The organism is Marinifilum sp. JC120, from assembly GCA_004923195.1.
Lineage (GTDB): Bacteria > Desulfobacterota > Desulfovibrionia > Desulfovibrionales > Desulfovibrionaceae > Maridesulfovibrio.
Window position 1 is genome coordinate 153,123 of record RDSB01000007.1, and the last position, 24,195, is coordinate 177,317.

Sequence of the window (24,195 nt, forward strand, 5' to 3'; positions counted from 1 at the left end):
TGAGGTGAAGCGGGGGCGGCGGAAGTGGGTTCTCAGACCTACGTTGTTGTTCTGGTTTTTGTTGCCTTGGATATTGTTATTTGTTCTGCCGAATTTGTTTTGATTTAAACTCCCCTTGTCGTCTGGTGCGGCAGGGGGAGTTGTTTTTTTAGAGTGGTACTTGAAAAGAATTTTGTGTTCGAATACTGGATAACTATGCCTGATAAAAATGATTCTGAAATATTTGATGTTGAAGAACACCTTAAGTCTCTTGCTGAGTCGGATGATCTCACTAAGTGGCTTTCTGATGTTGATGTTTCAAAGCACATCGCCGATTGGCTGGAAGAAGAGGGCTTCAAACGTTGGCAAGTCCGTTTGGGCTTGAGAATTGTCACGCCCGTGCTTTTGTCCTGTGGAAAATGTGCTGGAAAGCTCATGGCTGATACGATGAAGCAGAGGCTCATCAGCAGAATCAAGCGTTTTGATTGGATCAAGGATTTTCTGGAAAGGCTTGAAGACTTACAGAAGAAGACAGACCAGCAAATTGAGGGCGAGAATATCTTAAAATCGCGGCTTGAGAGTAGAATTGATCGTTCTGCGGGGGATATTGAGTATAGAAAAGCCTTGTCGTTGGATTTGCAGGCTCATTTATCCCAGATGGATATGCTTGAGGAGATGAAAGGATACCTTGATTGTATCAAGGGACTACTTATGCCTCAGCCACAATTCAAACGTGTTTTTGCCAGTGCAGATGAGCGTGACCGTTTTATTTATCGTTCCCAATACATTCCTTTTGTGGGTAGGGAAAAGGAACTAAATTTTCTGCACGACTTTTTGTATGACGAAAAACGGGTCTGCTGGCAGGCAATCATTGGTCCCGGCGGAATAGGTAAAAGCAGGCTGGGGCTTGAGTTTTGTTTACGCAACGGTGGTGCTTACCGGGCAGGCATCCTGCATAATCTGAATTTTGAATTTGAAAAGTGGATTCCCAGCCAGCCGACATTGCTTGTTATTGACTACGCCACACAGAACGAAGAACGTTTAAAGCAGATTCTCGATCATCTTAGCAATCAGGAAGATGTCTTTGAATACAATGTCAGAGTCCTGATTCTTGATAGGGATAATGCCGATTCCAAGCTTAAAGATTTATATACCGATTCGTATATCAGATGTTCTCGTCATTCAGACGAACCATATCTTCTGAACCAATCAGGCGTGGATGTAGCAGAGGCTATTTTTGATTTTTTCTATGTAGCTGAAGGCGAGGAAGTCCCTGAAGGTTGGGAAGATCATATCGTGAAGTTAAAAGAGATTGATCCGGTTATGCGTCCTCTTTTTGCTGCATATTTTGCTGAAGCAACAGCAAAAGGTGGGTGTGGTAGGGAGTGCAGTCGAGAATCTCTTTTGTTGGATGTGATCAAACGCGAAGAAGAGAAGTTCTGGAAGCCCTATGGGGTTACCGAGGCTGATAAGGCTTTGTTGGCGTTGGCTACTATTGTTGGGGGGATATCTACTGAATACGATTTTGACTCACCAGAGTGTGTAACTTCGCTAGGGGAGTTAGTCTACGAGAAAGACCGTTTTAAAGTTCTGAATTGTGAAGCTCACGGGAAAGATGATGTGACTCATCTGATTCCGCCTTGGGAACCGGATTTGGTCGGTGAGCTTTTTGTGCTTGAATTTTTGAAAGATGATGAAGACATAGGAGTGAATAGGTATCGTAATGATATTTTGAATGTGGCGTGGATTCATCGGCCTAATGAAACGGCCTTTTTTATTGATAAAGTAAGGAAGGATTATTTTGAACATCCTTCAGTTGGCATTTTGTTTAGTTTGCCTAGAAATATTACTGAATTAGGAGCTGCTTATTGGGCGATTGCTGCTGTAAATTTTATTATTGATTACGTTAAAAATGGAAAATTGAAATTAGCCCTTGAGTATTATCATTACATGACAGGTTTGTGTTCTATATATAAAAGTAATATAAGAGTCTATGATGAAAGATGTAAGGGGTTATTTGAATTAAGCGCATACCTTAAATTTGGAGCAAATCCTGAATTTGCTGAATTCTGCTATTCAGAGTTTTGTCTTTTGTTTAGCAAGCAGGATATTGGGAATAAAGGGATTGAGAATTTATTTCGTTGTGCAGTTAATCTTGTAAATTACCTTGCTGAGAGCAAAAAGTACAAGGAATCGTTAGGTATTTATAAAATTGTGTCTGAACGTATTGCTAGCATTGAAAATGAAGAGGTTTTGCTACTGTTTCTTGAGCTAACTGTAAATATTATCAATGTGTATACTGCATTAGGTGAAGTTAGAAATGCTCTCTGTGCATATAAAAAGATACGGTCCTATTCTTTCGTAGGTAACCAACTGAAAAGAGCTTCATTGGCTAAGATTCAAGCTGTTGGTAACTTAATAGAAGGGTGTGTTGAGAATAATTTTAGAATAAATATTGCTGAGCCTTATGGTGATGCAGAAAATGTTTATCTAGCCAATAAATCTGAATGTATTGCAGTTAAAAAAACGTTATTGGACGCTTTTCTTTTATGCAGATTTGTTGAAACAGGAGATCTCAACAAGGTTCGCTATTTTTGGTCTCAAATAAAAAATGCTGAATCATGTTATGCTCAAAATGAAGATATAGCTATAGCCAAAGCTAGGAGTGCAGTTAACTTAATGAGCAAACTTAGGGGGGATGATTCTTTTGGTGCTGGAGATGCGATAAAGAGAGAAGTTTCTTTATTGATTTCCAATTTTCCTAAAAGCAAGAATCTACATTTACAATATATAAAGTTGTTAGTTAATCTTGTTGCTTGTTATGTTGATATCGGTCACTCAGACGCTGCGTACGATGTGTACGGTGAATTAAAAGATATAAATGTCAAAAAAAACGATAATGATACAGCATATTATCAAGCTGCAGCAGCTTTTAGCCTAGCTCACTATTATAGTGATAACGAGATGGAATCCAATCTAGATGAGATTAGAGAGGATATGTTGCTATTGCAAGATTATTGCACAAGTGAAAAAGTAGCAAAACTAGTAGCAAAATTTCCTTAATGGAAATGCCTCCCCCTACTTCTTAGTCATCCGATAAACCCCATCCCAAATTTCTCCTTCTGGTACCGGGGGATTGAGCCTATGCTCTTCGGCGCGCTTGATGAACACATCTGAGGGTGTGAATTTGGTGTCGTCGTAGAGTTCGTATTTGTTGGCTTCCTTGTATAATTCAATGGCCTTGTCCCAGTTTTGGGCTACGTATTCCTCGCGGGCTTTGTTGAAGAGATCAAAGAGGATTTCTTCGTTATCGGTCAGGCCGCCTTTCATGGCTACCAGTTCGTAGATGCGGACCGGTTCGTTTTTACCGACCACCTGAATGTTATCGATGAGACGTGCTTCCACCAGATCAAGTAGCTTGTGGGTTTCGCCGTCAACTTCCACTTCCAGATCAAGGGTGAAATGGGATACTGCGGTAAAGATACCGAACTGTTTCGCCCCTTCTTCCAGACGGGCGGCGAGGTTAACCGCGTCACCCATCATGGTGTAGTTCATGCGCATAGATGAACCCATGTTTCCGACCACGATTTCACCGGAGTTGACCCCGATCCTTGTACGCATGTTGTGCACAACTCTAGGCCACTTTTCGCCCTTGGCCCATTGCTCTTCAGGGAAATTCTTGGTGTTGCGGTCCGGTTCATCAGGAAGCTGCTCTTCCTTGGCCCATTTGTCGCGCAATTTAAGCCCGGCCTGTTGCATTTTTACCGCTACCCGGCAGGCGCGCAGGGCGTGATCCGGTACATCCATGGGCGCACCGAAAAAGGCGATGATCGCATCACCTTCGTATTTATCGAGGGTTCCTTTTTCCTCAATGAGGATATCAGTCATGACCGAAAGATATTCGTTGAGCAATTCAACCAGCTGCGGCGCGGTCAGCTTTTCCGAGAAAGTGGAGAAGCTTTGGATGTCGGTAAAGTAGGCGGTAACCTGCCTTGCTTCGCCGCCCAGTTCCGGCATTTCGCGGTTGGAGAACATTTCGTCGATGAGCTCCGGGGCCAGATAGGATGAGAAGGTTGCTTGTAGGAATTTCTTTTGCCCTTCCTCTCGCCAGAATTTGATCAGGGTCAGCAGGGTGAAGTTTGTGCCCAGTGCAATGAGTGCGTACATGGGCGTGAAATATGCGTTGTAACTCTGGAAAATATATAGTGATCCGTAGAAAATTCCAGTACCCATGGCCGCGATGGGCAGGATCATCCACATGGAGCGGGACCAGGTAAGCAGGATCATGGAGATTATACCCGCCGCCAGTACCAGCAGCAGTTCCAGACCCGGCACCCAATCCGGTTTGAGGATGAAATCGCGGGTCAGGATGTTGTCTACAATTGTGGCATGGACTTCCACGCCGGGATAATCCGATGCAAAGGGAGTAACCCTTAAATCGCGCAGTCCTGCGGCGGACGTGCCCATGAAGACTATTTTGCCCTTGAGTTCCTTTTCCCCGACTTTGCCGCTGAGAATATCCTTGGCACTATAGTAGGGGAATTCTTCCATGCCGCCTCGGTAACGGACCATCATCTGGCCTTTGGCGTCCACGGGGATGGTGGTTTTGCCTACGCGGATAGATTCAATGCCGATGGGGCTGCTTTTGGCGATAATGTTCTTGCGGCCCAGAGCTTTCATTAATGTCGCAAGGGCGAGGCTGGGATATTGCTTGCCGTCCATGGTGATAATCAGCGGAACACGGCGCACTACTCCGTCATAGTCGGTAATGGAGTTGTAGAAACCGCACAAAGGGGATGCTTTTGCCAGTACGGGAAGCGGGCAGATGGCACCCAGAGCATTTAGGGTCAGGTCCTTGAGCTGAGGGGCGCCTTTGGCTCTGATCTGGGCGATGGGTACTGGTTTGGCAAAGCAGGGCTGGTCATCTACTGACGGAGTTTGTCCTTCCAGAAAATCAAAATAAAAACCTAACACATAACGACCTTGCTTAAGGACATCAGCCAGTACCAGATCATTATCCATCAAACCTTGAGGCAGACCTTTGAAGCTGACAGCAACTCCCAGTTCTTCACGCAGACTTTTCTTGATGGTAGCCGGGGAAGTGCGGTCTGGTTCCCCGATGAGAATATCAAGCCCGGTGGAAAGTGCCCCGGCCTGCTGGATCTTGGCCAGCAGCAGGGCCATGCGGTAGCGGGGCCACGGCCACTGCCCGAGTTCGGCAAGGCTTTCGTCGTCAATATCAATAATTACCGGGATGCTTGTTTTTTTTCCAACCGGACTGGAGCGCATGAATTGATCGTAGATTTTGTAATCCACAAACTGGAGGATGGGAGGTTGGAAAATATAAAGAGATGCGACCAGAATGGAGACCGCCAGCCCGGTGAGGAGCAGGAAAAAGGAATCGGACCCGGTTATTTTTTTTAATATGTTCAGCATTTTTTTTGGTATGGGCTTGATTTTGTGTTAAAAGGTATTTGTAAATACTATTTATATATGTATGAATCGTCTGGATTTTTCAATTAATATTATATATATACTGGAAGTATAAAGAATAGATTAAGATGAAATTACACTGCAATTATTTAATATAGTTAGGTCTTTTGGGAGGGATGTGTTGTGAAATTAGTACGAATTTTTATTCTGGGGCTGGCGGTCTGTATGCTGTTCGGTGCGTTCAGCGTTGCCTTTGCGCAGCAGGAAATGTCCCCGATGAACCCAAAACAATCTGACGGAAAGCCCTATCTTAGAGCTATTCTCAACGATCTTCTCTCCACTCATGACCGTATCAAGGCTGCGGAAGCACGTGTGGAATCTGCTGAGCACCTTGTCTCTCAGAGCTGGTCCGGCTGGACTCCTTCCATTGATGTTTCGGTTGAAGGTGGACGCGAGGAGATTGACAAGCCCGGCGGCGGTACCAACAAATACCGCAATGAACAACGCATTGAAGCCACCCAGATGCTGTATGATTTCGGCGGGGTGAATAGTAATATAGACAGCACAAATGCGCTGCTGAATGAATATAAAGCGGTCCTTGAGCAGACCCGTCAGGAATTGATGATTCAGGGTGTTCAGGCCTATCTGGAACTTATCCGGGCACGGGAAACCCTCAAGTATGCTATCCAGTCCGAAGAGAGTATGAAGCGTCTTTCCGGTATGGAAGAAACTCTGGTTAAGCGCGGTGCAGGACTTTCCTACAAGGAACTCCAGATCAAGGCCCAGCTTGCCGGGGCGACTTCATACAGGGTTACTGTTGAGCGTTCTGTACAGACTGCGCGCAACCGTTTCAAGGCTGTTTACGGTTTTCCTGTTACCATGGATGAAATCGATAAAATGGTTCCGGTTGAAATGCCCTCCAGCTACATGCCTGCATCACTTGATGACGCCATCACTCAGGCCCAGTCCCAGAACCCCATGCTGTTGCAACTTAAATTTTCCAAGGAAAGGCTTTCCCACGATGTTGATGTGCAGGAAGCAACCCTTTTCCCCAAATTTGAGTTCGTAGCCGAAGGCAAAAGAAGGGAGCAGGATCAGGGTGCAAGTGGTGTCAGAATGGAGAATAAGGCCACATTTCAGGTCAGTTATACCGGTTTTTCCGGTCTTTATGAATACGAGGCTACTCAGGCTGCTAAAGCCAATTTGCGCGAAATCCGCAAAATGACTTTGGACGTGAGACGCGATGTTGAGGAGAAAGTCCGCAACGCATGGCTTGAGCTGATGACCCTGCGCAAAAACGCTGAACTGTACAGAACTCAGGCTAACATCACCGCGGAATTCCTTGAGCTGATCAAGAAAAAGAGAGCCACCGGTGAACAGGTGGAACTGCTCGATATTCTTGTTGGTGAAAGGGATTACTCCACAGCGACCAGTGCCAGCGTTACCGCTGATATTGATAACATTATCTTCGCCTACAAGCTTCTGTACGAAATGGGTATGATGAGCATCAACGTTTTCAAATAAGCTACAGGCGTAATTTAGAAGTTTACTGAAAATTCCATGTGTGCATGCTCATGGAATTTTCTTTTTTCGGATACTTTTTGATTTTCTTACCTTGGACAGGGGATCGGTCACATGAGAGAGTTGTTGAGGAGATTGTCGTTACATCCATTCCTGGCCTTTGAGATCTGCCTTGCTTCTTTTTTTATCAATATATTATCCCTTGCTTCTCCCATTTTCGTCATTCAGGTCCTGAACCGTTATGTCGGGTACGGCTTTGACGGAACCCTGATCACCCTGACCACCGGGATGCTTATAGCAGGTGTTTTGAACCATGCTTTTACTTTGGTCCGGGGGCGTCTGGCTTCCGCAGTCAATGTGGGGCCGGACCGCATGCTTTCCGAAACCGTTCTGGGCTGCCTTGCAAGAGCCAAGATGAACACTCTGGGCAGAATTCCCCCGGCCCGTATTCATGAACTCATGAGCGGAATACAGGTCGTGCAGTCCGGGTATGATGCATCAGTTATCTGTTCTGTTTTGGATATGCCTTTCTTTATCCTTTTCGTAGGGGCAACCTTTTTCCTCAGTCCGGTACTGGCCCTGATTACCTTGCTGGCTATCGCTTGTTCCATGCTGGCAGGCTGGCTGAACATGAGGCGCGGTAAGCGGATGACCGACGTCATGCGTAATGAGTCCGTGGTGCACCGGGGCAATCTTGCAAATGCTATCAGCGGAGCCGATACTGTCCGTGCTTTTGGCGGACGCGGATTTTTGAGCGGAGTATTTCAGGAACAGATGGATAAATTGCAGCAGATCAAGCGGGATATGGTTCAAAGCGGTACTCGCGGTCAGGCTGTTTTGCAGAGCATAGCCATGCTGTTGCGGGTTATGGTTTATGCCGTGGGAGCGCGTGAGGTCGTTGCCGGATCAATGAGCACCGGCGGACTGATCGGGGCTTCCATACTTTCCGGTAAAGCTCTGGCTGTTTCAGCATCTTTCATGAAATCACGGGCAATGATCGCGCAGGCCGGGCAGATGATGCAGTCTTTGCAGGAATTTGTGCGCCAGCCCCTTGAATCTGAAACAGGAACAGAACTTAAGAATTACAGGGGCGGCATAGAGATTAAGGATCTCGGTTTTGCCTATCCCGGTTCAACCGGACCTCTTTTCGAAGGTCTGGAGGTAAATATTGAACCGGGCAATATTGTGATTATTACCGGGCATAACGGAGCCGGGAAAACGTCCCTTGTACGCTTGCTGTTGGGGCTTATCGATCCCGGACGGGGGCAGATTCTTGTGGGGGGAGTGGATGTGCGCCAGCTTTCCGCTCCATGGTGGCGTAAGCAGGTCATGTATTTGCCCCAAGAGCCGACTTTTCTTAATGCCACCATCAGGGAAAATATCTGTTTGAATAATCCGAATATGGATGCTGAACGGGTCAACCGTGTTGTGGAAATTTCCGGGCTCAAGAAGTATCTTGATACCAGTGTTCAAGGACTTGAGGCACAGGTGGTAAACGGCGGAGCTGAACTTGCAGTGGGTATCCGGCGCAGGCTTGCCCTTGCCCGGGCTCTGTCTGTTCAGGGAGCGGTTGCAGTGCTTGATGAACCCGCCGAGGGATTTGATATTGAAGGGTTGCGGGCCATGGACATGATTATTCAGAGCATGGCTAAAGCAAAAAAGACCATGGTGATGGTTTCACAGGATATGCGGCTCATGCAGCGCGCAGATATAATTATCGATCTTGGCAATAAACCGAAGCCGAACGTGCTTTTCCCGAAAAGGGACGCAGAACCGGATAAAGCTGAACCGTCCAAAAGCGGGAGTGTGCAATGACCGGCATGACCCCGGAATATTCCGGCGAAGTAAAGGGCGCCAGCCATTTTTTTCTTTTCCTGTGCATTGCCATGTGTCTGGGATTTTTAGGCTGGGCCTGTTTTTTCCAATTGGATATTGTCAGCCAGGCGGAAGGGGAAGTTATCCCCAGTTCACGGGTCAAGCCCGTGCAGCACCTTGAGGGCGGCATCATTATGAAGATTAATGTCCGCGAAGGGGAGAGCGTGGCAAAAGGGCAGGAGCTGGTCGTTCTGGAAGCTACTGCCAGCGATTCTACCGTGGATGAGCTTGAAGTCCGGGTAACTTCCCTGCGGGTCAATATCGCTCGTCTTTCTGCTGAGGATAAGGGACTTGATGCTCCTGATTATCCCAAGGATATTTATAAAAAATTTCCCGCTTTGATTGAACGATCCCTGAAATTATTCCAGACCCGCAAGGCCCGTGTTGAGAGTGATTTGCTTTCAGAACGGGAAAAGATCAAGCAGCGTGTGCAGGATATCAAACAGATTACTTCCCGGCAGCGTAATTCCCGCAACAGCTTGAAACTCTTGCGTGAGCAGATTCAAATCAGTGCCGGACTCTTGGAGGATGGCCTGACTTCCCGCTACAAACATCTCGGATTTCTTAAGGAAGAATCTAAGCTTAAGAGTGCCATTGAGGAGGATTCCGCAAAGCTAGGTAAGGCCCGCTCCGTATTGGCGCAGGCCAAGGCTGATATCGGGGAGATCAGGAATTCTTATCTGGCATCGGTACGTGAGGAGTTGCAGGAGGACCGCAGAGAATTTGATGAGCTTTCACAGCGGCTCAGGAAATTTGCGGATAATCTTAGCCGTACAGTCATTCGTTCACCGGTGGATGGCGTGGTCAAGACTTTTTACGTGGTCAGTGTCGGTGAGGTTGTGCGGCCCGGTATGACTATTATGGATATTGTTCCGGCTGGGGACAAGCTTGTTATTGAAGCGCGGCTGCCTATCAGTGATATCGGTTATGTTAAAGACGGACAGAAGGCGGTGGTCAAGCTGGCTTCAAGCGATGCTTCCCGTTTCGGCAATCTTGATGGCAAAGTCGTGAATATCAGCCCTGATGCGGACTCCACTGACAGGGGACTGACTTTTTACCGGGTGCGCATTGTGACTGATAAGGATTTTTTTGAGCACGATGGAAATCATTATAAGCTTTTTCCCGGCATCCGCGTGATCGCCGGAATCCACATCGGGACCCGTTCAGTTATGGAATATCTTCTTGAGCCGTTTATGGGGTCCATCAGTTATGCCATGAGGGAACGATGAGCAGTAAAGGAGCAGCTTCGGGGCAACCGGAGGAGAAGCAGCTGGACTGGATCGATACGGTTACGCCTCGGGTAAAGGAAATTTTTATTAATGCGGTAAAAGCGCATTCCGCAGGTAATTATGACGAGGCCGTTGCCCTTTACTCCGTTGCCTTGAATCAACTGCCTGACGATCCGGTATTGCTCGGTAATCTTGGAGTGGCCTTGCGTGCGCAGGATAAGTTCAAGGCTGCTGAAGCATGCTATCGCAGGTCCATTGCAGTTAAGCCGGATAACTCCGGTACATGGAGTAATCTGGGTAATGTTCTGCGCAGGCAGGGAAGGCTCAAAGAATCTGTAGCCTGCCATCGCCGGGCAATTGAACTGGATCGCAAATTTATCGATGCCTACTACAATCTCGGATTGGTTTTGCAGGATATCGGTAAGTTGGATGAGGCTATCCGTTTTTTTAACCATTGCCTGAAATTCAAACCCGATGATGACAGGATTAATTGGGATAAATCTCTGGCGCTGCTTGCAAAAGGTGATTTTATCAACGGTTTTGAGCTCTATGAATATCGCTGGAAGCGTGAAGAGCTCGTGAACCGTCATTTTCGCCAGCCGCTCTGGGACGGTTCTCCCTTGAACGGGAAAAGAATTTTTGTTTATGCGGAACAAGGGTTCGGGGACACTCTCAACTTCTGCCGTTATATTCCCCTTGTGGCCGAGGCCGGGGGGAAAGTTTTTTTCGAGTGCCAGCCGGAGCTGGTTTCCCTGCTGGAAGGAATGGATGGAATTGAGGAAATTTTCAGTGATGGAGGTACGTTGCCGGAATTTGATGTGCAGACTCCGCTCATCAGTCTGCCGAGAATTTTGAAACATGATATGCAGTCCATCCCTCGGGAATGCCCTTATCTTAAACCTCCTGCTCAGGCTGGATTTCCGGTTCATGTCCCGGAAGGAACTAAATTCAAGATCGGGATTGTCTGGGCCGGTAAGCCTACCCATAAAAATGATCATAACCGCTCGGTAAGTCTCGAGAATTTCTTGCCCTTTGCAGGTCTCCCCGGGGTGACTCTCTATTCGTTGCAAAAAGGCCCTGAAACTAAGCAGCGTGATGAATTTGGGTGCGGGATGCTGGTGCGCGATCTTGGTAACGGCTGTGAGGATTTTGCGGATACAGCCAAGGTCATGGGGCAACTGGACTTGATTATTACTGTGGATACATCGGTTGCCCATTTGGCTGGAGCATTAAATGTTCCTGTCTGGGTAGCGATTCCTTACAATCCTGATTGGCGTTGGATGCGTAAGCGCAAGGATTCGCCATGGTATCCGAGTATGACTCTTTTTCGTCAGAAAAAGGCCGGAGACTGGAATTCTGTTTTCAGCGGCATGCTTGCGGCTTTAAAACAGAAGCTTGGAAGTTAAGTTCATATCAATTCTTTGCTTTTTGTTACGGGGACTGGACTGAAAGGTTCAGCTGGGGTAACTACTTAATTGAGTTTGAAAAATATTGTGATGCTAAAGCGAATTGAGGGGATAGCCAGTAATGACGGGGAATAAAATTCTGCTTGAATCCGGAACCAATGAGGTTGAGCTTCTGGAACTTTACCTTGATGAGGGGAACGGCGATGCTTATAAACGTTGGTCCTTCGGCCTGAATGTTGCCAAAGTTAAAAAAATTGTCAGGGAAGTGGATCTTAAAAATTTTTCCGGTCGCAAGCAGAATGGCAGCATTTCCAGAGCTTCCTCCTCAGTTGATACAAAGAGTCCATTAGTGCTGGGTATGTTCGAGTTCATGGGGACAGTTATCCCGCTCATTGATCTTAGCGGATGGCTGCACATGGAGCCGGTTACTAATGAACGGCGCATGGTGCTGGTCACTGAATTTAATGAAGTTGTCAGTGCTTTTCTTGTCTCCGGTGTGAATAGAATTCACCGCATAAGCTGGCAGGACCTTGAATCTTTGCAAGGCAATATGGCCAAATATGCCGAAGGGACCATCATCGGCACGGTAAAGCTTACTGATCCAGACCGCATCCTTCAGGTTCTTGACCTTGAACAGGCCATGGAAGACCTTAACCCTGCACGGGATAAAGCTGCTATTGAAGAGGTGGAAGAATCGCTTGAATGTGTATATCAGGCTTTGTGCGCTGACGATTCCCGTGCCATGCGTAATCTGGTTAAAATGTCCCTTGAGCGGGGCGGATTTGAGGTTACAGCCTATCAGAACGGGCTGGAAATTTGGAAGGCCCTCGAAGAAATTTCAAATAAGGTCAAGCAGACCGGAATTCACGTTTCCGAATTTGTCCAAATTGTGGTCTCGGATATTGAAATGCCGGGAATGGACGGACATGCTTTGACCAAGCGGATCAAAGAAGACCCCTATCTGCGGGATCTGACCGTTTATCTTTTTTCATCTTTGATTACTGATGAGCTGCTGCACAAAGGTGAAGCCGTAGGTGCCAACCGCCAGTATTCCAAGCCGCAGATTGCGACGTTGGTTAAGCAGGCCAGAGCGGATCTTGACGAACTTTATAAGTGTAGACCTTAAAGTTGTTCTTCACCGCTGGCAATCAGTTCAAGTGATGCCTCGTCAATAATTTCGACTGTTTTCCGCTCCACCTTGATCAAACCTTGTTCGCTCATTTTCTTGAAGACGCGGGATAGTGTTTCCTGAATGGTGCCCAGATATGAGGCGATCAGCCCTTTGGGCAGGTCTAGTTCCAGTTTGTTGGAATTCTGGGTGGATTTGAGCAGAAGCAGGTAACTGGCCAGTCTTGCCGGGACTTCGCTCAAACTCAATGCCGCCACTTGGTTGACCAGCTGGCGTAACCTTCCTGAGAGCAGGGCCAGCATGGACATAGCAAGGTCCGGGTCTTCGCGGATGACCTTTTCGAAGCGGTCACGCGGGAAATAGAGCAGGGTGGATTTCGCTAGAGTTACTGCACTGGCTGGATAGCAGGCCCCCTGAAAAACAGGCACTTCCCCGAAAATCTCTCCTGCCCCGAAAATATGAATAATCTGTTCTTTTCCAGCCAATGATTCCCGGTAAATTTTTACTTTTCCGGACTCGATTGAATAAAAGCCCGTGGCATCGCTTCCAGCAATAAAAATCTGTTCACCCTTTTTTAATTCACGCGGGATGATGATTTGTGAGATTTTTTCCAGTTCTTCGCTGTTAAGGCCAGCAAAAAGGCTGATTTTTTCGAGATTATGTGTCTTTTTCATTACATCTTTCTTTTATAATTAATGGTACCCGGTAAATGACTTAAGTCAGGGCTTGTACCCAATTTGTATTCTATGGTTAACTAACTGATAAAACGATGAAAGGAAACAGTATGGATAAAACCTCTGTAATTAATGCCTGCCGGGGAACTGCCGGAGGATGCCGTTTTGCCTTGTTTATTGATGAAGATTTTTCTGGACGAATTGAGAGTGTAATTGAGGACACTGGCTGGCCTCAATTTCTTGATCAAAAGTTTGGCGGAAAAATAAGTAGGCATAAAATGGCCAGTGTAAACGTTGCAGCATGCCCCAACGGTTGTTCACGTCCGCACATTGCCGATATTGGTCTGATCAGGGCTTGTGTTCCGGTTATAGATCATGAGGGGTGTATCGGCTGTGAAGAGTGTGTACGTAATTGTTCTGACCAGGCAATGACCATGGTGGATGATAAAGTTGTTATAGCTCGCGAGAAATGTCTGGTCTGCGGTTATTGCACCAATGTCTGCCCCACTGAGGTTATTTCATGTGGCCGCAGTGGTTGGCGTTTTCTGGTGGGCGGTAGATTGGGGCGTCATCCGAGACTTGGAACAGAGCTTCCCGGCGTTTATACCAGTGATGAAGTGCTGGATCTGATTGCCAGATGCATGAAAATCTGGATGGATAATTATGTGGATGGTAAACGTTTCGGCTGGGTCATGGAACGGGTCGGACATGATAAACTCCTTCTGGAGTAGAAAGATAGGAAGGTAAGGTGGCTGGCTTCATTTTCATTTCCCTCTCATATCTGTTGCTGGCAGCTCATGCATTGCGTGGCGGCGATAACGGTCTGGTCCTTTTTTTGATCGGTTCCGCAGGGCTTGCTTTCAGCAGGCAACGCTGGGCCGGGAATGTTACGGGTCTTTTGCTCGGCTGTGCATCTTTTCTCTGGCTGAATAAAGGTGCTGGACTGATAAGTCTCCGTATTTATACCGGAGGGGAGTGGACCCGTCTGGCCTTAATAATGGGCGCGCTCTTTGCTCTGACCGTATTTTCTGCCGCTTATTGTTTCTCTCCAGCCGGGAGAGAGCGTTTCTGCCGAACTAAAGAACAGGGCTGGTTTAAAGCTTCCATTTTTCTGCTGACTGCAATTCTACTCGAAATTACCCGAAGCAAGGTTTCCTTTCCCATTCTGCTTGCTGACCGCTTTTTCCCCGGATGGGGCAGGGCGGAGATTTTTTTGCTGGCTCTCTATGCTTCATGGCTTGGTGGCAGAATGTTCAGCCCGGAAGGAGCTAAAGCCATGCGTCCGCGTATCTGGGCTTTGTTCTCCTTGGTCTTTTTCGGGCAACTAGCCCTTGGTTTAGCCGGGATTGAACAGTTTCTGATGAGCGGAAAACTTCACCTTCCCGTGCCCGCCCTTATCGCCGCCGGGCCTGTTTTTCGCGGTTCCGGTTTCTTTATGCCTATTCTTTTTACTGTCTCAGTATTTCTGGTCGGTCCGGCGTGGTGCAGTCATCTCTGCTACATCGGGGCATGGGATGATCAGTGCAGCCGCATTGGTCATCTTAAACCGTCGAAGAATTTTAAATCCCGGCTCATTTGGCTGCGACTTGCTTTGCTGGTACTTGTTATCGGTGCGGCGTGGGCTATGCGCGCGGCAGGAGTTTCAACTGTGATTGCGGTCTGGTGCGCGGCTCTATTCGGCTTGCTGGGGATTATGATTATGCTCTGGTTTTCCCGGCGTATGGGCATGATGGTCCATTGCACGGCTTTTTGCCCCATGGGAATTGTTTCCAATCTGCTGGGCCGTATTTCGCCTTGGCGGATGAAGATTTCAGCAGATTGCTGCAAATGCATGAAGTGCAGCAAAAGTTGTCGATACAATGCCTTGAAGCCTGAAGACATCGAGGCAGGGCGTCCCGGAATTTCGTGCACCTTTTGCGGGGATTGTGTTTCCAGTTGCTCTTCAGCAAGTATCGGTTATCGGTTGCCGTTCATGGCTCCGGATGCTTCCCGCAAAATATTCCTTGTTCTGGTCATTTCTTTGCATGCTCTATTTTTGGGAGTGGCCCGTATCTGATTTTCCTTTAAAAATAAGTTTATACTTTACAAAGCACTATTAGGAACTATTCTTAATAGTGCTTTGTTATTAAGTAGCAAAATATGTTTCGCAAGTTTTGCGTGTGTGTTAATTTCAAACTTGGATTGTCTGATTAGTCCTATTTTCAGGAGGAGGCAAAATATGAGTCGCACAGTAGCTGTTGATGTTGATGAATGTGTTGGTTGTGAAGCTTGTGTTGAAGTGTGCCCCGGTATGTTTGTAATGGGTGTCTGTGATCTGGCGCAAGTCCAGAATCCCGAAGGGGCCGGTGAGTCTGAGGTGGAAGCTGCAATGGAGCTTTGTCCTACCAATTGTATTCACTGGGAAGATTAAAATTAAAAAAATATGTTCCCTTTGACCTGAATCAAATACTTTTAAAGCTCTTTTTTCTAGTTTGAACTCAACGAATGAGAAATCAACCCTGAGAGCTGGGTAGGCACATAGTTGAAATTTCATCAGGGTAATCTTTAAAACAGCATTCAACGTAAGGGAGAAAGTCATGGCTTTTGATCTGAATCAAATACTTAAAAAAGTTGTTTCTATATTTGGTAGTGAAGAAGAAAACCAATTACCTTCAAAGGAGTTAAGAATGTTTTGTAATCAGTGTGAACAGACTGCTAAGGGTCAGGGCTGCACCGTTAAAGGTGTTTGCGGCAAGAGTAATGAAGTCTCTGCCATTCAGGATCTTCTTGTTCAGCTTTGTGTCGAGCTTGGTACAGCAGCTACCGCAGCACGTAAAGAAGGTGTTGCCGTTTCAGCTGAAACCAACCGCCTTACCGCTGAAGCCGTTTTCTCTACTCTTACTAACGTCAATTTTGACGATGAAAGATTTGTTCCGGTCATTAAGAATGTTGCTGCCGCTCGTGACGAACTGACCGGTAAGGTCAGCGCGGACTGTGGTCCTGTAACCAAGGTTGCTGCTACTGCTGCTGAACTGAGCAAGCAGGGCGAAGCATTCCCCGTAACCTCCTTTGATGAAAATGAAGATCTGCGCTCCCTGAAGCAGATTCTTGTCTACGGCCTCAAGGGTGTCGCTGCTTACGTTGACCACGCAGCCATTCTTGGTCAGGAAGACGATGAACTTTATGCCCAGATTCACGAAGCTCTTTCCGTAGTTCCGCAGCAGCTCGGTATGGAAGAGCTGGTAGGCTGGGCAATGAAGTGTGGTGAAATGAACCTCAAGGCCATGGAACTTCTCGATGCAGGTAACACCGGTGCTTACGGTCATCCCGTACCCACCGAAGTTCCCCTCGGTGCCAAGGCCGGTAAGGCTATCCTCGTTTCCGGTCATGATCTTAAGGATCTGCGCCAACTCCTCGAGCAGACCGAAGGAACCGGAATCAATATTTACACCCACGGTGAAATGCTGCCCTGTCACGGCTATCCTGAACTGAAGAAGTTCGACCATTTTTATGGACATTACGGTACTGCATGGCAGAATCAGGCAAAAGAATTTGCCGCATTCCCCGGTGCTATCCTCATGACCACCAACTGCATTCAGAAGCCTGTTGAAAGCTACAAAGGTGATATTTTCACCACCGGTCTTGTGGGCTGGCCCGGAGTTACCCATGTTGCCAACGGTGATTTCGCAGCAGTAATTGCAAAAGCAAAAGAACTGCCCGGTTTTGCAGCTGATACCGACAACGGTGCCGTTCTTTGCGGTTTCGCACGCAACGCAGTGCTCGGCGTAGCTGACAAGGTAATCGAAGGCGTGAAGGCCGGTGCCATCAAGCACTTCTTCCTCGTCGGCGGTTGCGACGGTGCCAAGCCCGGACGTAACTACTACACTGATTTCGTAGAGCAGGCTCCCAAGGATACCGTTATCCTGACCCTCGCTTGCGGTAAGTTTCGCTTCTTTGACAAGCAGCTCGGCGACATCGGCGGTATCCCCCGTCTGCTGGATATCGGACAGTGCAACGATGCTTACTCCGCAATCCAGATTGCAGTTGCTCTTGCTGGCGCATTCGAATGCGACGTGAACGAGCTTCCCCTGTCCATGATCCTGTCATGGTACGAGCAGAAGGCAGTATCCATCCTGCTGACCCTGCTGCACCTCGGCATCAAGGACATCCGCCTCGGGCCCAGTCTTCCCGCTTTCATCACACCTAACGTGCTGAACTTCCTCGTTGAAAACTTCAACATTATGCCTATCAGCACACCTGAAGAAGATCTCAAGGCAATTCTCGGTTAATTGCCTCCGGCGGCTGGGGAAGGAGAACTTTTGGGAAAAGTTCCCCTTCTCCAGACCCCAACCCCTCAAAACTTTTTAATTAGCTGTCGCTCTGTTTTGCCGGAAGACTCTATTAACTCTTAAAATTTATTTTTACCCGGCAGAGCGTCGTTGAAAGATTTAATAAAAATTTCCGTCTTAGGTTGATACCTAAGGCACAATTAGCAAAGCTAATATTGCCTAAAACTACTAAAACGTTTTGGGATTCTTAAACCCTTTTGGAAAAGGGTTTAAGGCCTCCGGCAGGAATCGCCGAAGGCATCTTAGAAAAAAAGCGCGATAGCGCATCAAATCCCAACCGCCGGAGGCCAGTAAGGTACGGCGTAGGAGGATAATAAAATGAAAGTATTACGTAAGATGATCAGTATAGATGAAGAACTCTGTGACGGCTGTGGCCAGTGTGTACCGGGCTGTGAAGAGGGTGCATTGCAGATTATTGACGGCAAGGCCAAGCTTGTGGCTGAAAAGTACTGTGACGGTCTAGGTGCCTGTCTGGGCGAATGTCCCACTGGTGCACTGAAGGTTATTGAAGTTGAAGCTGATGACTTTGACCCTGAAGCAGTTAAAGAGCTGCTGACCGAGCAAGGCCGTGAAGTGCCGAACCATATGCCTGCCCCTGAGAGCCTGCGCCTGAATAATGCCAAGCCAGCATCCGGCGGTTGCGGTTGTGCAGGCTCCAAGCTTGAAGCTTTTGCTCCTGCCGCTTCTCCCTGCCAGCAGGCAAATGTACCTACTGATTCAGAGGCCGGACCCTCGCAGCTGACCCACTGGCCGATCCAGATTCGTCTGGTGCCTGCGGATGCTCCTTTTCTGAAAGGCGCGGATCTGTTGCTCACTGCTGACTGTGTGGCGGTTTCGCTTCCGGGCTACCATGAAAGGTTTTTACCCGGTAAGAAGGTGCTCATGGGCTGCCCCAAGTTTGATGATGTGCAGATGTATGTGCAGCGTCTGACCGAAATTTTCAGCGTGAGCGGTCTTAAGTCTATTACTGTGCTGGAAATGGAAGTTCCCTGTTGTTCCAATTTCAGCAAGATTGTTGCTGCGGCACTTAAGCAGGCCGGAGCGGACATTCCCGCGGAAAAGATTATTGTAAAGCGTACCGGGGAAATTAAGGCCAAGACTACACTTGATCAGCCTGTACCACTCTAAGTTTTAAAAAGAAGGATTCATCTACCTCCTTTGACTATATAAGCTGAAACGGGGCATCTCCGAGTTGATCGGAGATGCCCCGTTTCTATGAATAAAATTACTATTTATAGTTTTAGGTAGCGAAGCTTATTGAAAGTTTTTGAAGAGTCCAGAGAAACTTTTTCCAAAAAGTTTCTTTGGCCGCCGGAGGCGAAATACTTCAACAAAAAGCGCGTTAGCGTATCAAATTAATTCATAATATCTTGCTCAAAACCGGGCTGGTTGTGAAACTGATCCGGCACGTAACGCGGTTGTGATGCAGATTGTGCGGGAACTTTCTTTTCCAGCGGTCCGGATGTGTTGACCATGGGGTAGATATCCGGGTTTTCCTTGATGGGCAGCAGAGATTTTGTCTTGGAATTGAGCGGTACAGTCCAGTCCCATGAACCGAGAATTTCCCCGTCTGCAATGGTTGAAACTGCGGCAGTGACGAAAATTTGTTTTTTACCTACTGAATAAGCTCCGGCAAGCACACATTTTTCCGGCGGTGCCAGATCTTCGTCAAGAGCGGTTGTGGGAAAGCGGGAACTGTCAGCAACAATGGCGTAACCTTTTTGCGCAATACGTGAGGCAATCTGTTCGGTGAGAACTTTGGCAAAGTCGGTTTGCAGGGTACTGCCGCGCAGCCGGAACATGCTCACGGTGATAGGTGATCCCGGAGGAAGTCTTTCTTCAAGCTGATTGGATATCTGGTCCCCTGCTTTGTAGTTCAATTCTACCATAGGGGTATTATCTTCCTTAAAAAACGGTCCGGTAGTAGGCCGTTCGCCGAGGTAATCCAAGGTCCGTTCTTTGTAGCCTGCTGAGCATGCGCAAAGTGCCAGAAGCGCGGTAAGTGCCATTATTAAGCTGATTGTTCTGCCTTTCATGAAAGTTCCCTGTTTTTAAATATGAGCAACATTGCAAGGGTTTGCTGACGCTAAATTGTTTGCAATGAAAATGCCACGGAAGAAAAGATCCGCTTATACAGACTCTTGACCCCGTGGCATTCTATTAACATTGGCAAAACTGGGCAAATAGAGCCGGAAAAATGGCTTCCGTGTCAGTCAGAATCAATCCAGCCGGGAAATAATTTCTCTGATCAATGCGGACATGGCGGCTGAAGATTTAGCTGCCTGTTCAATTACTGCTTCGTGGGTTGTTTCAGCCATGCAGTCTGGCAGATTTTTGTTGGTCAAACAGGCTATGCCCATTACTTTGATGCCCATGTGCACTGCGGCAATGGCTTCGATAGCGGTGGACATGCCCACGGCATCGGCACCCAGTCTTTTAAACATGCGCGTTTCGGCTGGGGTTTCGAGATTGGGTCCGCTTACTTGAACGTAGACTCCGCGTTCAAGGCGGATTCCCTTCTCCTTGGCGGACTGAACGGCTATTGCGCGTAATTTGTCGCAGTAAACCCTGCTCATGTCCGGGAAACGGACTCCCCAATTATCGTTGTTATGTCCGGTCAGCGGAGAGTGTCCGGTAAAATTGATCTGATCAGTGATCAGCATCAGGTCCCCGGCATCAAATTGCGGATTGAGTGCTCCGGCGGCATTGGTGATGAAAATTCTTTTTATGCCCAGCTCACCCATGACCCGTACCGGAGTGCAGGCTTCGGCTGCGCTGTATCCTTCGTAAATGTGGAACCGCCCGCTGAATACAAGTACCGGTTTTTCTTCCATGAAACCGTAAATGAGGCTGCCACTGTGCCCTTTGACTGTGGACTGCGGGATGCCGGGGATTTCCGAGTAGGGAATTTCGATTGCCTTTTCCAGCCGGGTTATGGCCTCGCCAAGCCCTGAACCAAGAATAATTCCGGTGGTCCCGACTTGAAAATTATCTATCTTTTCTAGTATATGCCTGCTAATAGTGTATATAGATTCCGGGGAGGTCATAGGTTTTTTACTCGTAGTTTCGGGTTTAATGTACGGATGGAGCAGTTGACTGTTCCTTGCTTCTCTAACTATCCGTCTTAACTAGTAACTTAAAAGAGAACGGGTTTCTATGGATTTTTCCACTTTAATCGGGATGCTGGTCGGGCTTTCCCTTGTTGTCGGTGCTATTTTTATCGGTGGGGCGGTAGACGTCTTTGTCAATGTTCCCGGTATGATGATTGTTATCGGCGGTACTCTGGCTTCCATTTGCGTTGCTTTTCCTTTTGAGGAAGTGATTCAGGCCATGATTGCAGGATTCAAAGCTTTTTCCTCCAGAAAGGTTAAGGTTAACGAAGTTGTGAGCATCATGGTCAAGGTTGCTGAAATCAGCCGTCGCGAAGGTCTGATTGCCCTTGAAAATGTTCAGACCGAGAACGTGGTCCTGCGCAAATCATGTCAGCTTATTGCAGATAATGCTGATCCTGAACTTATCCGCGCGACTTTGCAGATTGAAATTTCGGCTATGAAGAGACGCCACAAGATCGCTCAGGACGTGTATAAACGCCTTGCAGGCCTTGCTCCTGCGTTCGGTATGCTCGGTACTCTGATCGGTCTGGTTCAGATGTTGTCCAACCTTTCGGACCCCGCAGCCATCGGCCCGGCCATGGCAGTTGCTATTTTGACCACATTTTATGGTTCATTGCTGGCGACACTGCTTTTTATCCCCATCGGAGCAAAACTTAGGGCGAGGACTCTTCAGGAGCAGCTTCATCTTGAGATTATTTTTGAGGGTGCAAAGTCCATCCTTGAGAATAACAACCCCCGACTGGTTTATGAGAAGCTTTCTTCATTTCAGGCTCCCAGAGACAGGACCGGAGATTAAGCCATGGATGATGAACTCCTGAAAGGTGGACTGGTAGTCGAAGACGAGGCTGACGAGGATGAGCCTAATGAGTGGATAACTACTTTTGCTGACTTATCCATGTTGCTGCTGGTTTTCTTTATTTTGCTTTATTCCATGTCCGAGATCGACGCTAAAAAGTTTGATATGACTTTTCAGTCGGTCAGCAAATCCATCAGTGGTAAATTGCAGAAGATCGCCACCAGCAAGGTTTCCCGTGAGGAGGCCGGGGCTATCCTCAATCAGGTTGTCACCCGCAGGCAGATAATCAAAGCCCAGCGCAAAGTCTTTGAAGATGTGAAATATCTCCAGACCACCAAGGGTGTGGAAGGGATTATGAGTGCCAACTTTGAGGACGGCAAGATAACCATTAAACTGCCCTCGGATGTGCTTTTTAATCCCGGAAAGGTTCAGCTTAGTAAAAAAGGGCGTGCTGCGGTAAAAGCCCTTAAGAATTTTTTTATCAGCCACTCCGACCAGTATATCAATATCAAAGGGTACACTGATGATACCCAGCCAAGCAGTAAAAGCAGATTGAAGGATAACTGGGAAATTTCATCTTTACGTGCAGTAAATGTTCTGCGCTACCTTATGAAATTGGGAATTAAGCCGAATAGGCTTACCGCAACAGGGCTAGGGGAAATGGACCCCCTTGTACCCAATAATTCGAAGCGGAACCGCCAGCGCAACCGGCGGGTTGAATTTGTATTGGATAAAATTATGACCGGGCCTTAGGCCTGGGATTATAAAAAAGTAGCAAAATTTAAATTCCGCTCTTAAAATATATGTGATTATATTTGTGGGTGTGATGTTTAGACCTGAGAGTAGTATCAACGGTGTTAACCGTGTGAACATGATTGGAGAGAAGAATGGATATTTCATTCGATAGTAATACGGCTAGAGGTGCTTTCCGGACCAGTCTTCCCGGACTTGCGCTCAAAATTGAAGGTTACCCTTCCCCTTACAGCGTTAAAGATTTCAGTGTTAACGGTCTGGCTTTTTCTGCCGGGAAGGATACTTTTGAGGTGGACCAGCAGTTCAAGGTAGACTTCGTTCTCGGTAAAAAAGAGCTTTTAACCGGGATTGAAATCAAGGTGGTGCGCGATATCGGTAAAGGGCTGATGGGCTGTATTTATGTTGATCTGGACAAGTATCAGGAAGCGCGCCTTGATAAGCTCGTTCTTGAAGTCCAGAAGCGCATGATTCTGTTGCGCAAGAAAAAAGGCATGTCTTGATCTTGCCGGTGCTGAGAAGTGTATAAAGGAGAACACAAGGTCCTGATCGCGAATCGTGGCGAGATCGCTATCAGGATTGCTAAAGCCTGTCTGGAACTTAACCAGAATTTCGTCTGCGTCTATACCATGGCGGACAGCGAAAGTGGTCATGTTCGTTTTGCGCGGGAAAACGGTGGTGAGGATAGTCTCTTTTGCATTAGTTCTTACCGGGATGCTAATGAAATCTTCAGTGTCGCGGACCGCAGCGGAGCCTCGGCCATTCATCCGGGGTACGGTTTTTTTGCTGAGGATTTTCGGTTTGCACGCCGGGTGGTGAAACGGGAAAAACCGCTTATTTTTATCGGGCCTTCGTGGCGGGTGATTCAAGAGCTGGGTGACAAGATTAATACAAAGCGTCTTGCGCGTAGTCTCGAGGTTCCCACTGTTCCGGGGTCCGACAGTCCTATTTATGATGAACTGGAGGCTGTCGAGCTTGCCGACAGCCTTTTCGCATTTCAAAGGGAGCAGGGATTTCAGGTCCCGGCTATCATGGTCAAGGCTTCCGCCGGAGGCGGGGGCATGGGCATTGAGGAAGTTAGTGATCCCGATGAATTCCGTTCCGTTTATCGACGTATTCGCAATTATGCCAAGCGTCAGTTCAATGACGAAGGCGTACTCATTGAGCAGCGTATTTACGGTTTTAATCACCTTGAAGTTCAGGTTGTTTGTGAGAAGAGCGGGGGAAAACACGTCCATTTCGGAACCCGTAACTGCTCGGTGCAGAGTAGCGGCAACCAGAAGAGAATTGAAGTTGCTCCCGGTTTTGCTCCTGATGAAATTCATTATATTTTTAATGCTTCCGGAGTTCTGGACAGCATTACTGAGCATTCCCTGTCCATGGCCCGTGCTGTAAACTACGACAATGTGGGTACATGGGAATGGATCGTCACACCGCGCGGTGAACCTTTTCTGATGGAAGTTAACACCCGCATTCAGGTGGAGAACGGCGTTTCTGCGGCCATTTCAGCCATCAAAGGTGAGCGTAATGTAAATATTGTGCGCGAGCAGATCCGGCTTGGTCTGGGCGATCCAATCAATTATGGTCAGGATGATGTAGAGCTTTCCGGGGTTGCTATTGAGTACCGTATTATTGCTGAAAACCCGGAAAATGATTTTGCCCCTTGGGTAGGCACAATTGAAAAATTTCACTGGCAGGAACAGCCTTGGCTGGAGGTTTATACGCAGGTGCCCACCGACCGTGCTTATGAAATTCCCACTGAATTTGATCCTAACCTTGCACTGGCCATTGTGCGCGGGGAAAATCTGGAGCAGGCCAAGCAACGTGGGGTTGAGTTTTTGAACGGTCTGATTTTGCAAGGACAGGACCGGACTGGCAGAAAGCTTGAATCCAATGTTTCTTATTTGATTGATAAGAATTTCGGTTTGCTGGAATTTTAGTATCTTGTTCTGAAATAATTCA

At 47.5% G+C, this 24,195-nt stretch carries 19 protein-coding genes; 15 read left to right on the forward strand and 4 right to left on the reverse strand.

The window, feature by feature from the left end; translation table 11 throughout:
• The first annotated feature begins 153 nt into the window (after window positions 1–153).
• Window positions 154–3,042 carry an ATP-binding protein gene (locus tag D0S45_09080; protein TIH16554.1) on the forward strand — a complete coding sequence of 963 codons (2,889 nt, stop codon included), beginning with the start codon at window positions 154–156 and terminating at the stop codon, window positions 3,040–3,042.
• A gap of 15 nt (window positions 3,043–3,057) precedes the next feature.
• On the opposite strand, the gene D0S45_09085 is transcribed toward D0S45_09080, so the two are convergent.
• A complete protein-coding gene (locus tag D0S45_09085) occupies window positions 3,058–5,415 on the reverse strand; it encodes an adenylate/guanylate cyclase domain-containing protein (GenBank protein ID TIH16555.1) in 2,358 nt (785 codons plus the stop codon).
• 222 nt (window positions 5,416–5,637) lie between these two features.
• Between D0S45_09085 and D0S45_09090 the strand changes: the two genes are divergently transcribed.
• The 5 genes from D0S45_09090 to D0S45_09110 all read left to right on the forward strand — a co-directional run bounded on the left by D0S45_09090 (window position 5,638) and on the right by D0S45_09110 (window position 12,569).
• Window positions 5,638–6,936 (forward strand): TolC family protein, encoded by a 1,299-nt coding sequence (locus tag D0S45_09090; GenBank protein ID TIH16556.1) that lies wholly within the window; start codon window positions 5,638–5,640, stop codon window positions 6,934–6,936.
• A 111-nt stretch (window positions 6,937–7,047) separates the two neighbouring features.
• Window positions 7,048–8,748, forward strand: coding sequence for an ATP-binding cassette domain-containing protein (locus tag D0S45_09095; GenBank protein ID TIH16557.1), 1,701 nt, complete (start codon window positions 7,048–7,050; stop codon window positions 8,746–8,748).
• Window positions 8,745–10,037 (forward strand): HlyD family type I secretion periplasmic adaptor subunit, encoded by a 1,293-nt coding sequence (locus tag D0S45_09100; protein ID TIH16558.1) that lies wholly within the window; start codon window positions 8,745–8,747, stop codon window positions 10,035–10,037. The genes D0S45_09095 and D0S45_09100 overlap by 4 nt, the downstream gene beginning before the upstream one ends.
• Window positions 10,034–11,443: a glycosyltransferase family 41 protein gene (locus D0S45_09105; protein ID TIH16559.1), complete on the forward strand. Its 1,410-nt coding sequence runs from the start codon at window positions 10,034–10,036 to the stop codon at window positions 11,441–11,443. The genes D0S45_09100 and D0S45_09105 overlap by 4 nt, the downstream gene beginning before the upstream one ends.
• 121 nt (window positions 11,444–11,564) lie before the next feature.
• On the forward strand, window positions 11,565–12,569 hold the full coding sequence (locus D0S45_09110; GenBank protein ID TIH16560.1) for a chemotaxis signal transduction protein CheV: 1,005 nt from the start codon (window positions 11,565–11,567) through the stop codon (window positions 12,567–12,569).
• Here the strand turns inward: D0S45_09110 and D0S45_09115 are convergent.
• Window positions 12,566–13,246: a Crp/Fnr family transcriptional regulator gene (locus D0S45_09115; protein ID TIH16561.1), complete on the reverse strand. Its 681-nt coding sequence runs from the start codon at window positions 13,244–13,246 to the stop codon at window positions 12,566–12,568. The genes D0S45_09110 and D0S45_09115 overlap by 4 nt on opposite strands.
• A gap of 110 nt (window positions 13,247–13,356) precedes the next feature.
• Here D0S45_09115 and D0S45_09120 point away from each other — a divergent pair, with 110 nt between their 5' ends.
• The 5 genes from D0S45_09120 (at window position 13,357) to D0S45_09140 (ending at window position 18,702) form a co-directional block, all read left to right on the forward strand.
• Window positions 13,357–13,977: a 4Fe-4S dicluster domain-containing protein gene (locus D0S45_09120; GenBank protein ID TIH16562.1), complete on the forward strand. Its 621-nt coding sequence runs from the start codon at window positions 13,357–13,359 to the stop codon at window positions 13,975–13,977.
• A 17-nt stretch (window positions 13,978–13,994) separates the two neighbouring features.
• Window positions 13,995–15,302 carry a 4Fe-4S binding protein gene (locus tag D0S45_09125; protein TIH16563.1) on the forward strand — a complete coding sequence of 436 codons (1,308 nt, stop codon included), beginning with the start codon at window positions 13,995–13,997 and terminating at the stop codon, window positions 15,300–15,302.
• Between the two features lie 162 nt (window positions 15,303–15,464).
• The gene (locus D0S45_09130) at window positions 15,465–15,656 is read left to right on the forward strand and encodes a ferredoxin (protein ID TIH16564.1); all 192 of its coding nucleotides are present in this window, start codon (window positions 15,465–15,467) and stop codon (window positions 15,654–15,656) included.
• 256 nt (window positions 15,657–15,912) lie between these two features.
• Complete coding sequence (locus D0S45_09135; GenBank protein ID TIH16614.1) at window positions 15,913–17,514, forward strand: hydroxylamine reductase; 1,602 nt, start codon at window positions 15,913–15,915, stop codon at window positions 17,512–17,514.
• A 378-nt stretch (window positions 17,515–17,892) separates the two neighbouring features.
• Window positions 17,893–18,702, forward strand: coding sequence for a 4Fe-4S ferredoxin (locus D0S45_09140; GenBank protein ID TIH16565.1), 810 nt, complete (start codon window positions 17,893–17,895; stop codon window positions 18,700–18,702).
• Window positions 18,703–18,929: 227 nt separating this feature from the next.
• On the opposite strand, the gene D0S45_09145 is transcribed toward D0S45_09140, so the two are convergent.
• The gene (locus D0S45_09145) at window positions 18,930–19,610 is read right to left on the reverse strand and encodes a hypothetical protein (GenBank protein TIH16566.1); all 681 of its coding nucleotides are present in this window, start codon (window positions 19,608–19,610) and stop codon (window positions 18,930–18,932) included.
• Between the two features lie 183 nt (window positions 19,611–19,793).
• Complete coding sequence (locus D0S45_09150) at window positions 19,794–20,621, reverse strand: purine-nucleoside phosphorylase (protein TIH16567.1); 828 nt, start codon at window positions 20,619–20,621, stop codon at window positions 19,794–19,796.
• 109 nt (window positions 20,622–20,730) lie between these two features.
• On the opposite strand from D0S45_09150, the gene D0S45_09155 reads away from it, so the two are divergent.
• The 4 genes from D0S45_09155 to D0S45_09170 all read left to right on the forward strand — a co-directional run bounded on the left by D0S45_09155 (window position 20,731) and on the right by D0S45_09170 (window position 24,173).
• Window positions 20,731–21,483, forward strand: coding sequence for a motility protein A (locus tag D0S45_09155; protein ID TIH16568.1), 753 nt, complete (start codon window positions 20,731–20,733; stop codon window positions 21,481–21,483).
• Between the two features lie 3 nt (window positions 21,484–21,486).
• The gene (locus tag D0S45_09160; GenBank protein ID TIH16569.1) at window positions 21,487–22,236 is read left to right on the forward strand and encodes a flagellar motor protein MotB; all 750 of its coding nucleotides are present in this window, start codon (window positions 21,487–21,489) and stop codon (window positions 22,234–22,236) included.
• Between the two features lie 134 nt (window positions 22,237–22,370).
• Window positions 22,371–22,736: a PilZ domain-containing protein gene (locus tag D0S45_09165; protein ID TIH16570.1), complete on the forward strand. Its 366-nt coding sequence runs from the start codon at window positions 22,371–22,373 to the stop codon at window positions 22,734–22,736.
• Between the two features lie 18 nt (window positions 22,737–22,754).
• Window positions 22,755–24,173, forward strand: a complete 1,419-nt coding sequence (locus tag D0S45_09170) for an acetyl-CoA carboxylase biotin carboxylase subunit (protein TIH16571.1) — start codon at window positions 22,755–22,757, stop codon at window positions 24,171–24,173.
• Window positions 24,174–24,195: the final 22 nt, after the last annotated feature.

Excerpts from the sequence above, each read along its gene's own strand:
- D0S45_09085 (TIH16555.1), bottom strand. The coding sequence starts at position 5,415 with ATGCTGAACATATTAAAAAAAATAACCGGGTCCGATTCCTTTTTCCTG.
- D0S45_09090 (TIH16556.1), top strand. The coding sequence starts at position 5,638 with ATGCTGTTCGGTGCGTTCAGCGTTGCCTTTGCGCAGCAGGAAATGTCC.
- D0S45_09095 (TIH16557.1), top strand. The coding sequence starts at position 7,048 with ATGAGAGAGTTGTTGAGGAGATTGTCGTTACATCCATTCCTGGCCTTT.
- D0S45_09100 (TIH16558.1), top strand. The coding sequence starts at position 8,745 with ATGACCGGCATGACCCCGGAATATTCCGGCGAAGTAAAGGGCGCCAGC.
- D0S45_09105 (TIH16559.1), top strand. The coding sequence starts at position 10,034 with ATGAGCAGTAAAGGAGCAGCTTCGGGGCAACCGGAGGAGAAGCAGCTG.
- D0S45_09110 (TIH16560.1), top strand. The coding sequence starts at position 11,565 with ATGACGGGGAATAAAATTCTGCTTGAATCCGGAACCAATGAGGTTGAG.
- D0S45_09115 (TIH16561.1), bottom strand. The coding sequence starts at position 13,246 with ATGAAAAAGACACATAATCTCGAAAAAATCAGCCTTTTTGCTGGCCTT.
- D0S45_09120 (TIH16562.1), top strand. The coding sequence starts at position 13,357 with ATGGATAAAACCTCTGTAATTAATGCCTGCCGGGGAACTGCCGGAGGA.
- D0S45_09130 (TIH16564.1), top strand. The coding sequence starts at position 15,465 with ATGAGTCGCACAGTAGCTGTTGATGTTGATGAATGTGTTGGTTGTGAA.
- D0S45_09135 (TIH16614.1), top strand. The coding sequence starts at position 15,913 with ATGTTTTGTAATCAGTGTGAACAGACTGCTAAGGGTCAGGGCTGCACC.
- D0S45_09140 (TIH16565.1), top strand. The coding sequence starts at position 17,893 with ATGAAAGTATTACGTAAGATGATCAGTATAGATGAAGAACTCTGTGAC.
- D0S45_09145 (TIH16566.1), bottom strand. The coding sequence starts at position 19,610 with ATGAAAGGCAGAACAATCAGCTTAATAATGGCACTTACCGCGCTTCTG.
- D0S45_09150 (TIH16567.1), bottom strand. The coding sequence starts at position 20,621 with ATGACCTCCCCGGAATCTATATACACTATTAGCAGGCATATACTAGAA.
- D0S45_09155 (TIH16568.1), top strand. The coding sequence starts at position 20,731 with ATGGATTTTTCCACTTTAATCGGGATGCTGGTCGGGCTTTCCCTTGTT.
- D0S45_09160 (TIH16569.1), top strand. The coding sequence starts at position 21,487 with ATGGATGATGAACTCCTGAAAGGTGGACTGGTAGTCGAAGACGAGGCT.
- D0S45_09165 (TIH16570.1), top strand. The coding sequence starts at position 22,371 with ATGGATATTTCATTCGATAGTAATACGGCTAGAGGTGCTTTCCGGACC.